This window comes from Rhodoferax sp. GT1R46 (assembly GCF_056521285.1).
Genome location: NZ_JBWMBC010000002.1, coordinates 283650 through 297190, shown reverse-complemented (window position 1 = coordinate 297190; position 13541 = coordinate 283650). Strand labels below are relative to the sequence as shown.

The window sequence follows — 13541 nt, the reverse complement described above, 5'->3', positions numbered from 1 at the left end:
GAAGCCTGGATGCACAAAACGGCAGCTTGGCCACTGGCCCTCATGTATGCGGGTCTTATTGTGTATGCCAGCCTGTATCCGTTTACGGATTGGCGTGACCAGGGAATTGATCCATGGTCTTTTCTGACGGGCCCCTGGCCCCGCTATTGGACCGGCTTTGATGTTGCCATCAACGTCGCGGGCTACATACCTCTGGGCGGACTACTCGCGCTCAGCGCGCTGCGAACCCGTCGGGTGCGCCATGCCATCCTGTTGGCGGCCTTGGCGGGTGCACTGCTATCCCTGGTCATGGAAGGCCTGCAAAGCTACCTGCCGGTGCGGGTTTCGTCCCGGGAAGACCTGTTGCTCAATTCACTGGGGGCCAGTGTAGGTGCAGTCTCTGCACTGATGCTGGAGAAACTGGGGGCTATAGACCGCTGGAGCCGGATTCGGGCGCGCTGGTTCGTACCGCATTCTCGAGGTGGCATTGTGCTGCTGGCCACCTGGCCAGTGGCCCTGCTTTTTCCGGCTGCCGTGCCGTTTGGGCTGGGGCAGGTTCTGGAGCGCCTTGAAGAAGCGCTGGGAGCCCAACTGGAGGGAACGCCCTTTCTGGAGTGGCTTCCTGCGCGCACTACGGCGTTGGAGCCCCTGGTTCCCGGTGCCGAGATGGTGTGTGTTCTGCTCGGATTGCTTATCCCCTGCCTGTTGGGATTTTGTGTCATCCGGACACCCTTTCGGCGTGTGTTGTTTGTGCTGATGACGCTTGCTGTAGGTCTTGCGGTCAGCGCACTGTCTGCGGCGCTGAGCTGGGGGCCTGCACATGCTTGGGCTTGGCTGGGTTTGCCTGCGCAAATCGGTATGGCCGGGGCCACTTTGTTGGCCGTGGCAATGGCATTTGTCCCTTGGCGGACCAGTGCCGCCCTGTTGCTGCTGGCTTTGGGTATTTATTTGAGTGTTTTGAATCAGGCTCCCGAGAGTCCTTACTTTGCCCAGACTCTTCAGGCATGGGAACAGGGAAGATTCATCCGTTTCCATGGCTTGGCCCAATGGCTTGGCTGGCTGTGGCCCTACGCTGCGCTGGTCTACGTCCTGTCGCTCATCTGGGTCCGTGACGCAAAAAACTAAAATCCCCCTATGACCGAAAAACTCCCCCCAATTCCCCAGTACTACGAGCGACATATCTTTTTCTGCCTCAACGAGCGCAAGAACGGCGAAGAGTCATGCGCCCAGCACCGTGCGCAAGAGGGGTTCGACCGCTGCAAGCAGCGTGTCCGGGAAGCGGGTCTTGCCGGTCCCGGCCAGGTGCGCGTGAACAAGGCCGGTTGCCTGGACCGCTGCGCCGGAGGTCCCATTGCAGTCGTCTACCCCGAAGGTGTCTGGTACACCTATGTCGATGAAGAAGATATTGATGAGATTGTCGAGTCCCACCTGAAGAACGGTACCGTGGTGGAGCGTTTGCTGACGCCAGCCAATGTCGGCCGCTAGTTCATGAATTCCCAGACGCGCAAGTTCACCATTGAGGGCCCGGCTGGCTCTATCGAGGCACTGGAAGATGCGCCGACTCTTGCGCAGGGGGTCACTGCGCAAGGCGTGGCGATTATTACCCATCCGCACCCCCTGTTTGGCGGCACCATGGACAACAAAGTGGTGCAAACCCTGGCGCGTGCCTTTGTGCAGTGCGGCTGGCGTGCGGTGCGGTTCAATTTTCGCGGTGTAGGTGCTACCGAAGGCGTTCATGACGCCGGGCGCGGTGAACTGCAGGACTTGCTGGCCGTCATTGCACACAGCACCGAGAATGGGACGGTCCCCTTGGCATTGGCCGGCTTTTCGTTTGGTGCGTTTGTGACCAGCCACGCTCCTGCTGCGCTCGGGGCTGAGCGCGCCCTCCGTCAGCTGGTTCTTGTAGGCACCGCTGCGACCCGTTTTGAGGTAGCCCCCGTTCCGCTCGCATTGCACGAGCGGACGCTGGTACTGCATGGAGAGCTGGATGACACAGTGCCGCTGACCGACGTCCTGAACTGGGCGCGCCCTCAGACACTCCCTGTAACCGTAATTCCCGGAGTTGCCCACTTCTTTCATGGACAATTACCTCTTTTGCGCAGTTTGGTGGTGCGCCACCTGAATGCACGATCACTCTCTACTTCTTAGCCCATCCGCTTGCCCCCAGCCGATCCCCTGAAAGTGATCGACGACTACCCCCAACCCATGAAATCATTTTTTGCAGCCCTAATGGCCACCGTCTGTTTTTCGGTGGCTGCCCAAGCCCCGCAGCCGCCGGAAATTGCCGCACGCGCCTATCTGTTACTGGACGTAACTGCCAACCAGATTCTGGCTTCCAAGGATATGGATATGCCGGTGGAGCCCGCATCGCTGACCAAGCTGATGTCGGCGTATCTGGTGTTCGACGCCTTGCGCAGCAAAAAGCTGGATCTGAAGCAAACCCTTCCGGTCAGCGAGCGTGCGTGGAAGATGCCCGGTTCGCGCATGTTCATCGATCCCAAAATGCAGGTGCCTGTCGAAGACCTGATCAAGGGAATGATCGTGCAGTCCGGCAACGATGCGACCATGGCCCTTGCCGAAGGGGTGGGGGGCTCTGCCGAGCGCTTTGTGCAGATGATGAACGACCAGGCGAAGGTTCTGGGCATGAAATCCACGGGTTACAGGAATCCCGAAGGGTTGACAGAAGCGGGTCACATCACAACTGCGCGTGACTTGAGCATCCTTGCGACCCGCCTGATGGCCGACTTTCCCGACTACGTCGGTTTCTACGCCATCAAGAAATACCGTTATCCCGGCACGCCGGCGGCCAACGACAGCAATCGCAACCTGCTGTTGTTTCGTGACCCCACGGTGGACGGTTTGAAAACCGGGTTTACTGAAGCTGCAGGATATTGCATGGTCGCAACGGCCAAACGCGAATTCCCCAACTTGGCCGCACCTGGCGTGCCCGCCGGCTCGCCCACGGTGGGCGGCACCCGTCGCCTGTTGTCCATCGTGTTGGGAACCGCCAACGAAAACGCCCGGGCCAATGAATCCCAGAAATTGCTCAATTGGGGTTTTACCGCTTTTGAGGCGGTAAAACTCTTTGATGCAGGGCAGGCGGTCGTCACTCCGAGCGTATGGAAGGGTGCCTCGTCCGTGGTCAAGCTCGGGCGGCCTCAGGCCATTGTGGTGGCAGTGCCTGCCGGTAGCGCGGGCAAACTCAAAACCCAGGTGGTGCGATCCGAGCCTTTGGTGGCACCTTTCTCCAAGGGGCAGCAACTGGGCACCCTGAAGGTGCTGTCGGGTGAGCAGACCGTAGCGGAAGTTCCTCTGCTGGCACTGGAAGCAGTGGAGCAGGCCGGGATTGTGGGTCGAGCCTGGGACGCTCTGCGCTTGTGGATCCGCTGATCGACGGAAATCAACAGCCCATGCGACAGGTATTGCGGGGAAACCCTTGATCTGATACATTAGAAGGCTTTTCGGAATTTCCGAGGGGATTCACGTTTTCGTTTTAGATATCAAACGTTTAGGGACGTTTTTACATGCCAACCATCAATCAACTAGTGCGTCAAGGCCGTGAGGTCGAGACGATCAAGTCGAAGAGCCCTGCTATGCAGAACTCTCCGCAGCGTCGTGGTGTGTGCACCCGTGTGTACACCACAACGCCTAAAAAGCCCAATTCCGCCCTGCGTAAAGTTGCCAAAGTGCGCTTGACCAACGGTTTTGAGGTTATCTCCTACATCGGCGGCGAAGGCCACAACCTGCAGGAACACAGCGTGGTGCTGGTTCGTGGCGGTCGTGTCAAGGATCTGCCCGGTGTGCGTTACCACATCGTTCGTGGTTCGCTCGACTTGCAAGGCGTGAAAGACCGCAAGCAGTCGCGCTCCAAGTACGGTGCAAAGAAGCCAAAGGCCAAATAAGCCCTGGTTTGTTGAGATCAATCGGTGCTGTTTCCCGCGTGGCGCGGTGAATCGGCGTAGTGACCCGAAGCGCGGAATTGTCTGTGTGGGTCGAGTAAGTGGGGGTTTTTAATAACTCTCGCGGTGTCTGAAAAGATGCCAACTGAAGCAATATGAGGTGAAAAAATGCCACGTCGTCGCGAAGTCCCTAAACGTGAAATCCTGCCGGATCCTAAGTTCGGCAATATCGAGCTGTCCAAATTCATGAACGTGATCATGGAAGGCGGCAAAAAAGCAGTTGCAGAGCGCATCATTTACGGTGCGCTGGAACTGATTGAGAAAAAGCATCCTGATAAAGACCCTGTTGAGGCCTTTACGGTTGCTATCAACAACGTCAAGCCCATGGTGGAAGTTAAATCCCGCCGCGTGGGTGGTGCCAACTACCAGGTGCCCGTTGAAGTGCGTCCCGTTCGTCGCCTGGCTTTGTCCATGCGCTGGATCAAGGAAGCCGCTCGCAAGCGTGGCGAGAAGTCCATGGCCCAGCGTCTGGCCAATGAGTTGCTGGAGGCTACTGAAGGCCGTGGCGGTGCCATGAAAAAGCGTGACGAAGTTCACCGCATGGCAGAAGCCAACAAGGCCTTCTCCCACTTCCGCTTCTAAATGCGGTACTGGCGCGGGCCCCACAAAGGCCCCGCCCGTCAGGATCGTGAAGCCGCTGAGGCTTTGCGTTCTGGCAATCAGAACATACAGAACATCTAAGGATCCATCATGGCTCGCCATACCCCCATTGAGCGCTACCGCAATATCGGTATTTCGGCTCACATTGACGCTGGTAAGACTACCACCACCGAGCGCGTTCTTTTCTATACCGGCGTGAACCACAAAATTGGTGAAGTGCACGATGGCGCGGCCACCATGGATTGGATGGAGCAAGAGCAAGAGCGTGGTATCACGATCACTTCTGCTGCGACCACCTGTTTCTGGAAAGGCATGGACAAGTCCCTGCCTGAGCACCGCATCAACATCATCGACACCCCGGGACACGTTGACTTCACGATTGAGGTTGAGCGCTCCATGCGCGTGCTGGACGGTGCCTGCATGGTGTACTGTGCCGTGGGCGGCGTACAGCCACAGTCGGAGACTGTCTGGCGCCAAGCCAATAAATACAAAGTGCCGCGTCTGGCCTTCGTCAACAAGATGGACCGTACGGGCGCGAATTTCTTCAAGGTCGTTGACCAGATGAAACTGCGTCTGAAGGCTAGTCCCGTGCCAATGGTTATCCCAATCGGCGCTGAAGAGAACTTCACCGGCGTGGTTGACCTGATCAAGATGAAAGCCATCATCTGGGATGAGGCGTCGCAAGGCATGTTGTTTGACTACAAGGAAATTCCTGCGGAGCTGGTCGAGCTGGCCAAGGAATGGCGCGAAAAGATGGTGGAAGCTGCGGCTGAAGCGTCTGAAGAGTTGATGAACAAGTACCTTGAAGAAGGCGACTTGTCCGAAGAAGAGATCAAGTTCGGTATCCGTACCCGCACCATCGCCAGTGAAATCCAGCCGATGTACTGTGGCTCTGCGTTCAAGAACAAGGGTGTTCAGCGTATGCTGGATGCGGTGATTGAATTCATGCCATCGCCCGTTGACATCCCTCCAGTCAAGGGTCTGGACGAAGATGACCAGCCCGTGGTTCGCCAAGCGGACGACTCCGAGAAATTCTCCGCATTGGCGTTCAAGCTGATGACCGATCCGTTTGTGGGTCAGTTGACTTTTGTGCGCGTGTATTCCGGCGTTCTGCAGAAGGGCGACAGCGTTTACAACCCGATACGTGGCAAAAAAGAGCGTATCGGACGTATCGTGCAAATGCACGCCAACAACCGGGAAGAGGTCAGCGAAATTCGCGCCGGTGACATTGCTGCATGCGTGGGCTTGAAAGACGTCACCACGGGTGAAACCCTTTGCGATCCAACAGCGCTTATCACGCTGGAACGCATGATTTTCCCTGAGCCCGTGATCACCCAGGCCGTGGAACCCAAGACCAAGGTTGACCAGGAAAAGATGGGCATTGCTTTGCAGCGTCTGGCGCAGGAAGATCCTTCTTTCCGCGTCAAGACCGACGAAGAGTCTGGCCAAACGCTGATTGCTGGTATGGGCGAGTTGCATCTGGAGATCATTGTTGACCGTATGAAGCGCGAATTCGGTGTCGAGGCGCTCGTGGGCAAGCCCCAAGTCGCTTACCGCGAAACCATTCGCAAGACGGTTGAAGATGCCGAAGGCAAGTTCGTGCGTCAGTCTGGCGGTAAGGGCCAGTACGGACACGTGGTGCTCAAGATTGAGCCCAACGAGCAAGGCAAGGGCATTGAGTTCGTTGACGCCATCAAGGGTGGTACCGTGCCACGGGAATATATTCCTGCGGTTGAAAAAGGTATCAACGAGGCGGTTACGCAAGGTGTATTGGCTGGCTATCCCGTCGTTGACGTCAAGGTTACTCTGCACTTCGGTTCGTACCACGATGTGGACTCCAACGAATTGGCGTTCAAGATGGCTGCCATTTTTGGCTTCAAAGAAGGTTGCCGTAAAGCTGGCCCCGTCATTCTTGAGCCCATGATGGCCGTTGAGGTGGAGACCCCAGAAGACTACGCGGGTAACGTGATGGGCGATCTGGCCTCGCGTCGCGGTATGGTTCAGGGTATGGAAGACATGGTCGGTGGCGGCAAGGCTATCAAGGCTGAAGTTCCATTGTCCGAAATGTTTGGCTACTCCACAACTCTGCGCTCGATGTCGCAAGGCCGTGCGACCTACACGATGGAATTCAAGCACTACACGGAAGCTCCGCGTAACGTGTCTGAAGCCATCATGTCTGCACGCGCCAAGTAAACAGAATTGTCTGCGACGGTGTGCCGCCCTGTTCCCGTGCGGGGCGAATCAGCAACATCGTGCAAACATTAAATCAACACACGGGAAATGCTCTTTTGGAGAATTGAAAAATGGGAAAAGAAAAATTCACGCGTACCAAGCCCCACGTCAACGTCGGCACTATTGGCCACGTTGACCACGGCAAAACCACGCTGACTGCAGCCATCACTTCCGTGTTGGCGGCCAAGTTCGGCGGCACCGCCCGTGCTTACGACCAGATCGACGCAGCACCGGAAGAAAAAGCCCGCGGCATCACGATCAACACCGCGCACGTCGAGTACGAAACCGCGAATCGCCATTACGCCCACGTTGACTGCCCAGGACACGCTGACTATGTGAAAAACATGATCACCGGTGCTGCCCAGATGGACGGCGCGATCCTGGTTTGCTCCGCTGCTGACGGCCCTATGCCCCAGACCCGCGAGCACATCCTGCTGGCCCGTCAGGTTGGCGTGCCTTACATCATCGTGTTCCTGAACAAGTGCGACATGGTGGATGACGCCGAATTGCTCGAACTCGTTGAAATGGAAGTTCGCGAGCTGCTCGACAAATACGATTTCCCAGGTGACTCCACCCCCATCATCCACGGCAGCGCCAAGCTCGCCCTCGAAGGTGACAAGGGTCCATTGGGTGAAGAAGCCATCATGAAGCTGGCTGAGGCACTCGACACCTACATCCCCATGCCTGAGCGTGCAGTGGATGGCGCATTCCTGATGCCCGTCGAAGACGTGTTCTCGATCTCCGGTCGTGGCACCGTGGTGACTGGCCGTATCGAGCGCGGTATTGTCAAAGTCGGCGAAGAAATCGAAATCGTCGGTATCTCTGACACTCAGAAAACCATCTGCACCGGCGTCGAAATGTTCCGCAAACTGCTCGACCAAGGTCAAGCGGGCGACAACGTCGGCATCTTGCTGCGCGGCACCAAGCGCGAAGATGTGCAGCGCGGCCAAGTGCTGTGCAAGCCCAACTCCATCAAGCCCCACACCCACTTCACGGGCGAGATCTATGTCTTGTCCAAAGACGAAGGTGGCCGTCACACGCCTTTCTTCAACAACTACCGCCCCCAGTTCTACTTCCGTACAACGGACGTGACGGGTGCGATCGAGTTGCCAGAAGGCAAAGAGATGGTGATGCCGGGTGACAACGTGTCGATCACGGTGAAGCTGATCAACCCGATCGCCATGGAAGAAGGCCTGCGCTTTGCGATCCGCGAAGGCGGTCGTACGGTTGGTGCCGGTGTGGTTGCCAAAATCATTGCGTAATTCGCACTAAACCAAGGAATTACCATGGCTACCAAACAAAAAATCCGCATCCGCCTGAAGGCATTTGACTACAAATTGATCGACCAATCGGCCGCTGAAATTGTGGACACCGCAAAGCGTACCGGCGCGATTGTCAAGGGCCCCGTGCCTTTGCCAACCCGCATGAAGCGTTTTGACATTCTGCGTTCGCCCCACGTGAACAAGACCAGTCGGGATCAGTTTGAAATTCGGACGCACCAGCGCCTGATGGACATTGTTGATCCTACTGACAAAACAGTGGATGCACTGATGAAGCTCGACCTGCCCGCCGGTGTCGACGTCGAAATCAAGCTGCAGTAAGTGATGAGTGACATTCGTAGCCCTTTCGGGTGGCGGATGTCCATGGGTTGAGTGTGAGGCGTGGCTTGCATATTTAGCAGGCTCGCGTTATACTCGCAGGCTTCATTGAATTTGAGCAATCATTTTCCATGAAGTTTTATTAACAGTCTCTCGGTAAAAACGCAGCAGCCAATTGAAGTTGCAGCGGCGAGAGTTACGGAGAAAATAATGAGTCTTAGCAATCACTTAGGGTTGCTGGGTCGCAAGGTTGGCATGATGCGCCTATTCACTGACGACGGGGATGCAGTTCCTGTTACGGTGGTAGATGTGTCGAACAACCGGGTGACACAGATAAAAACCCAGGAGAACGACGGCTATGTTGCCTTGCAGGTGACATTTGGTTCGCGAAAAGCTTCGCGTGTTACCAAGCCGATCGCTGGTCACCTCGCAAAAGCAGGTGTTGAAGCTGGTGAAATCATCCAGGAATTCCGTATCACTGCCGACGCAGCAAGCCAGTACAAAGCTGGTTCTGTTGTTCCGGTGTCTGCGGTTTTTGCAGTTGGTCAGAAGGTGGATGTGCAAGGTACTTCCATTGGTAAAGGCTTCGCCGGCACCATCAAGCGCCACCATATGAGCTCGCAGCGCGCGTCGCACGGCAATAGCCGTTCGCACAATGTGCCTGGCTCAATTGGTATGGCGCAGGACCCCGGTCGCGTGTTTCCAGGTAAACGCATGACCGGACACCTCGGTGTTGATACAGTCACCACGCAAAATCTGGACGTCATCCGTATCGATGAAGCCCGTCAATTGCTGTTGATCAAGGGTGCTATCCCTGGTTCGGCTGGTGGTTTTGTCACCGTGCGTCCAGCTGTCAAAGCTAAAAGCGTAACCGCGAAAGGGGCGAACTGATGCAGCTCGAACTCCTGAATGACCAAGGTCAGGCCACTTCGAAATACGAAGCTCCTGAGACCGTGTTTGGTCGTGCTTACAACGAAGACCTCGTCCACCAAGTGGTCGTTGCTTTCCAGGCCAATGCCCGTCAAGGCACTCGCGCTCAAAAGGATCGCGAGCAGGTCAAGCACTCAACCAAGAAGCCTTTCAAGCAAAAGGGAACGGGCCGTGCCCGTGCCGGTATGACTTCGTCGCCATTGTGGCGCGGAGGCGGTCGGATTTTCCCGAACATGCCTGATGAGAATTTCACCCAGAAAATCAACAAGAAGATGTACCGTGCCGGTATGGCGGCCATCTTGTCCCAGTTGGCCCGTGAAGGCCGTCTGGCTGTTGTTGATTCGCTGAAAGTCGATTCTCCGAAGACAAAGCCATTGGCAGACAAGTTCAAAGCCATGAATTTGCAGTCGGTTTTGGTGATTGCTGACGAGGTTGATGAAAACCTGTACCTCGCTTCCCGCAATCTGGTCAACATTCTTGTGGTTGAGCCCCGTTACGCCGATCCGGTGTCGCTGGTGCATTACCGTAAGGTCTTGGTGACCAAGGCTGCAATGGACAAACTCAAGGAGATGTTCGCATGAGCCACGGTCCTAATCTTTCCAAGTTTGACGAAGGCCGTCTGATGCAGGTTCTCGTTGCACCCATCGTGTCTGAAAAGGCAACCATGGTCGCAGAGAAAAGCAATGCAGTGACCTTCAAGGTGCTGCAGGACGCGACCAAGTATGAAATCAAAGCCGCTGTGGAATTGATGTTCAAGGTTGAAGTCAAGGGTGTTTCCGTAATGAACACCAAGGGCAAGACCAAGCGTTTTGGCAAATCGGTGGGTCGTCGCGACAATGTCCGTAAGGCATATGTGACGCTCAAGCCGGGTCAAGAGCTGAACCTCGGCGGGGAGGCTGCTTAATCATGGCTGTTATTAAAATGAAACCTACTTCACCAGGCCGTCGTGGCATGGTGAAGATTTCGCGGGACCACCTTCACAAAGGTGCACCGCACGCAGCGTTGTTGGAGCCACAATTCCAGCATGCCGGTCGTAACAACAACGGGCACATTACTACCCGTCACAAAGGCGGTGGTCATAAGCACCACTACCGTGTGGTTGACTTCCGTCGCATCAAGGATGGCATTCCTGCAAAAGTCGAGCGTATCGAGTATGACCCTAACCGTTCCGCGCACATCGCTTTGGTGTGTTATGCAGACGGCGAGCGCGCATACATCATTGCCCCCCGTGGCCTTGAAGTCGGTGCATCGATCATGAGTGGTTCCGAAGCGCCAATCCGCATTGGAAACACACTGCCGATTCGCAACATTCCAGTGGGTTCCATCATCCATTGCGTCGAGTTGCAAGTTGGCAAGGGTGCCCAGATGATCCGTTCGGCGGGTACGTCTGCAACGCTTTTGGCACGTGAAGGCACATACGCTCAGGTTCGTATCCGGTCTGGCGAAGTTCGCAAGATTCATATTGACTGCCGCGCAACCATTGGCCAGGTCGCCAACGAAGAGCACAGCCTGCGTCAACTCGGCAAAGCCGGTGTGAAGCGCTGGATGGGTATTCGCCCAACCGTTCGCGGTGTGGTGATGAACCCGGTTGACCACCCGCACGGTGGTGGCGAAGGCAAGACTGGTGAAGGCCGTCATGCAGTCGATCCTTGGGGTAATCTCACCAAGGGTTACCGTACCCGTAACAACAAGCGCACGCAGGTCATGATCGTGTCGCGTCGCAAGAAGTAAGGGGAACGTAAATGACTCGCTCTCTCAAAAAAGGTCCCTTTGTTGACCATCACCTGGTAGCCAAGACCGAAAAGGCCGTTGCTACCAAGGACAAAAAGCCGATTAAGACTTGGTCGCGCCGCTCCATGATCCTGCCCGATTTCATCGGCTTGACCATTGCTGTTCACAACGGCAAGCAGCACGTACCTGTCTATATCACCGATCAAATGGTTGGCCACAAGTTGGGTGAGTTCGCTCTGACCCGTACTTTCAAGGGTCACCCTGCGGACAAAAAAGTCCAAAAGAAATAAGGAGGTGACCATGGAAACTCGTGCAACCCTTCGTGGCGTTCGTTTATCGGTCGACAAAGGCCGTTTGGTCGCGGATTTGATTCGCGGCAAGAAGGTGGATCAAGCCTTGAACATCTTGCAGTTCACGCAGAAAAAAGCTGCTGTGATCATCAAGAAGGTTCTGGAGTCCGCCATTGCCAACGCTGAGCACAATGACGGTGCAGATATCGATGAATTGAAGGTGAAAACCATCTACGTCGAGCAAGGTGCATCGCTGCGTCGCTTCACGGCCCGCGCCAAAGGCCGCGGCAACCAAATCAGAAAACCCACGTGCCATGTGTACGTGACGGTTGGTAACTGAAAGAGGCCAGGAAGATATGGGACAAAAAATCCACCCCACCGGCTTTCGTCTGTCAATCAGCCGTAACTGGTCTTCACGCTGGTACGCCAGCAATAAAGATTTTGCCGGCATGCTGGCAGAAGACATCAAGGTTCGTGAATACCTGAAGCTCAAGCTGAAAAATGCTTCGGTTTCCAAGGTGCTCATCGAGCGTCCAGCCAAGAATGCCCGCATCACAATTTTCTCGGCTCGCCCGGGTGTTGTGATCGGCAAAAAAGGCGAAGACATCGAGAACCTCAAGCGCGAACTGACCAAGCAATTGGGCGTTCCTGTCGCGGTCAACATCGAAGAAGTGCGCAAGCCCGAAATCGATGCCAAGCTGATTGCCGATTCGATTACGCAGCAGCTCGAAAAGCGGATCATGTTTCGCCGTGCCATGAAGCGCGCCATGCAAAACGCCATGCGTCTGGGTGCCCTCGGCATCAAGATCATGTCGTCTGGCCGTCTGAACGGTATTGAAATCGCTCGTTGCGAGTGGTACCGCGAAGGTCGCGTGCCACTTCACACCTTGCGTGCGGACATCGACTACGGTACTTCTGAAGCAAAAACAACCTACGGCATCATTGGTGTCAAGGTTTGGGTCTACAAGGGTGACACGTTGGGTCGTAATGATCTGCCTGCTACTGTTGAGCCCCGCGCTGAAGAAGAACGTCGTCCTCGCGGCCCACGCCGTGATGACCGTGGCGGCGCTCGCCCTGGTTCGGACCGTCCTGCACCACGTGGCGATCGTCGCCCCGTTGGCGGCAATACGGCACCGGCCGATGGCAGTGACAAGCCGGCTGCGGCATCTGGTGCTGACGCCAATCAACCCGCCGTTAAGCGCGTACGCAAAGTCGCCGCGCCAGCTGCAACAGCTGACGGCAAAGGAGAATAACTATGTTGCAACCCGCTCGCCGGAAATACCGCAAAGAGCAAAAAGGCCGTAACACCGGTATTGCGACCCGAGGCAGCTCGGTCGCATTCGGTGACTTCGGTCTCAAATGCACGGATCGTGGTCGTCTGACGGCCCGTCAGATTGAAGCTGCACGTCGTGCAATTTCCCGCCACGTGAAGCGTGGTGGTCGTATATGGATCCGTGTGTTCCCTGACAAGCCAATTTCCCAGAAGCCTGCTGAAGTGCGTATGGGTAACGGCAAGGGTAACCCCGAGTACTACGTGGCTGAAATTCAGCCAGGTAAGATCGTTTTTGAAATCGTCGGCGTGACTGAAGAGTTGGCGCGCGAGGCATTCCGTTTGGCTGCGGCCAAGCTGCCTTTGCGTACCACTTTTGTGGCTCGCATGATTGGCCAGTAATCAGGAGATTGAAGCAATGAAAACTACTGAACTGCGCACAAAAGACGTTGATGGTCTGAAGACGGAAGTCAAAGCGCTGCAAAAAGCACACTTTGGCCTGCGTATGCAGAAAGCCACGCAACAACTCACCAATAACGCTTTGCTGCGCTCTGCGCGCCGTGATATTGCTCGCGCCAAGACTATTCTTGTCGAGAAGCAAAGCGCCGACAAATCCGCCAAATAAGGAGCGATAAATGACGGAAGCTAAAAAATCCCTCAAGCGCACCTTGGTTGGCAAGGTGGTCAGCGACAAGCGTGCAAAGACGGTCACTGTGTTGATTGAGCGTCGTGTCAAACACGAGCTCTACGGCAAGATCGTTGGTAAATCCAGCAAGTACCACGCCCACGACGAAAAGGGCGAGTACAAAATGGGTGACACCATCGAGATCACCGAAAGCCGGCCGATCTCCAAGACCAAGAATTGGGTTGCTACCCGTTTGGTTCAAAAGGCTATTGCTGTCTGAGAGGGTTCAACCTTTCAGGCCGTAGGTCTCTAAAAAACGGCTCACAA

19 protein-coding genes are annotated in these 13541 nt (G+C 55.7%); all 19 read left to right on the top strand.

The annotated features are described in order from the left end of the window. The first annotated feature begins 9 nt into the window (after positions 1-9). The 19 genes from AC097W_RS06860 to rpsQ all read left to right on the top strand — a co-directional run bounded on the left by AC097W_RS06860 (position 10) and on the right by rpsQ (position 13494). Positions 10-1104 (top strand): VanZ family protein, encoded by a 1095-nt coding sequence (locus tag AC097W_RS06860; RefSeq protein WP_479601737.1) that lies wholly within the window; start codon positions 10-12, stop codon positions 1102-1104. Between the two features lie 9 nt (positions 1105-1113). Next, entirely contained in the window at positions 1114-1464 is a 351-nt protein-coding gene (locus AC097W_RS06855; protein ID WP_479601736.1) for a (2Fe-2S) ferredoxin domain-containing protein, read from the top strand. 3 nt (positions 1465-1467) lie between these two features. Further along, entirely contained in the window at positions 1468-2127 is a 660-nt protein-coding gene (locus AC097W_RS06850) for an alpha/beta hydrolase (RefSeq protein ID WP_479601735.1), read from the top strand. A 57-nt stretch (positions 2128-2184) separates the two neighbouring features. Further along, positions 2185-3369 carry a D-alanyl-D-alanine carboxypeptidase family protein gene (locus AC097W_RS06845; RefSeq protein ID WP_479601734.1) on the top strand — a complete coding sequence of 395 codons (1185 nt, stop codon included), beginning with the start codon at positions 2185-2187 and terminating at the stop codon, positions 3367-3369. A 134-nt stretch (positions 3370-3503) separates the two neighbouring features. After that, positions 3504-3881, top strand: coding sequence for a 30S ribosomal protein S12 (gene rpsL / locus AC097W_RS06840; RefSeq protein ID WP_011466063.1), 378 nt, complete (start codon positions 3504-3506; stop codon positions 3879-3881). Between the two features lie 165 nt (positions 3882-4046). Next, positions 4047-4520, top strand: coding sequence for a 30S ribosomal protein S7 (rpsG, locus tag AC097W_RS06835; protein ID WP_479601733.1), 474 nt, complete (start codon positions 4047-4049; stop codon positions 4518-4520). A gap of 108 nt (positions 4521-4628) precedes the next feature. Continuing rightward, entirely contained in the window at positions 4629-6731 is a 2103-nt protein-coding gene (gene fusA / locus AC097W_RS06830) for an elongation factor G (protein WP_479601732.1), read from the top strand. A gap of 110 nt (positions 6732-6841) precedes the next feature. Then, positions 6842-8032, top strand: a complete 1191-nt coding sequence (gene tuf, locus AC097W_RS06825; protein ID WP_479601447.1) for an elongation factor Tu — start codon at positions 6842-6844, stop codon at positions 8030-8032. A gap of 24 nt (positions 8033-8056) precedes the next feature. Beyond that, the gene (gene rpsJ, locus AC097W_RS06820; protein ID WP_028250951.1) at positions 8057-8371 is read left to right on the top strand and encodes a 30S ribosomal protein S10; all 315 of its coding nucleotides are present in this window, start codon (positions 8057-8059) and stop codon (positions 8369-8371) included. A gap of 207 nt (positions 8372-8578) precedes the next feature. After that, on the top strand, positions 8579-9259 hold the full coding sequence (gene rplC, locus AC097W_RS06815) for a 50S ribosomal protein L3 (RefSeq protein ID WP_479601731.1): 681 nt from the start codon (positions 8579-8581) through the stop codon (positions 9257-9259). Then, entirely contained in the window at positions 9259-9879 is a 621-nt protein-coding gene (gene rplD, locus AC097W_RS06810; RefSeq protein ID WP_479601730.1) for a 50S ribosomal protein L4, read from the top strand. The genes rplC and rplD overlap by 1 nt, the downstream gene beginning before the upstream one ends. Next, entirely contained in the window at positions 9876-10202 is a 327-nt protein-coding gene (rplW, locus tag AC097W_RS06805) for a 50S ribosomal protein L23 (protein ID WP_479601729.1), read from the top strand. Before rplD ends, rplW begins: the two co-directional genes overlap by 4 nt. A gap of 2 nt (positions 10203-10204) precedes the next feature. Further along, positions 10205-11029, top strand: coding sequence for a 50S ribosomal protein L2 (rplB, locus tag AC097W_RS06800; protein WP_479601728.1), 825 nt, complete (start codon positions 10205-10207; stop codon positions 11027-11029). Between the two features lie 11 nt (positions 11030-11040). Continuing rightward, entirely contained in the window at positions 11041-11319 is a 279-nt protein-coding gene (rpsS, locus tag AC097W_RS06795; protein WP_094476242.1) for a 30S ribosomal protein S19, read from the top strand. A gap of 10 nt (positions 11320-11329) precedes the next feature. Then, positions 11330-11659 (top strand): 50S ribosomal protein L22, encoded by a 330-nt coding sequence (gene rplV / locus AC097W_RS06790; protein WP_075585605.1) that lies wholly within the window; start codon positions 11330-11332, stop codon positions 11657-11659. A gap of 16 nt (positions 11660-11675) precedes the next feature. Next, on the top strand, positions 11676-12572 hold the full coding sequence (rpsC, locus tag AC097W_RS06785; protein WP_479601727.1) for a 30S ribosomal protein S3: 897 nt from the start codon (positions 11676-11678) through the stop codon (positions 12570-12572). Between the two features lie 2 nt (positions 12573-12574). Then, complete coding sequence (gene rplP / locus AC097W_RS06780) at positions 12575-12991, top strand: 50S ribosomal protein L16 (RefSeq protein ID WP_078364573.1); 417 nt, start codon at positions 12575-12577, stop codon at positions 12989-12991. 16 nt (positions 12992-13007) lie between these two features. Next, a complete protein-coding gene (rpmC, locus tag AC097W_RS06775; protein ID WP_479601726.1) occupies positions 13008-13214 on the top strand; it encodes a 50S ribosomal protein L29 in 207 nt (68 codons plus the stop codon). Positions 13215-13224: 10 nt separating this feature from the next. Then, positions 13225-13494, top strand: a complete 270-nt coding sequence (gene rpsQ / locus AC097W_RS06770; protein WP_479601725.1) for a 30S ribosomal protein S17 — start codon at positions 13225-13227, stop codon at positions 13492-13494. Positions 13495-13541: the final 47 nt, after the last annotated feature.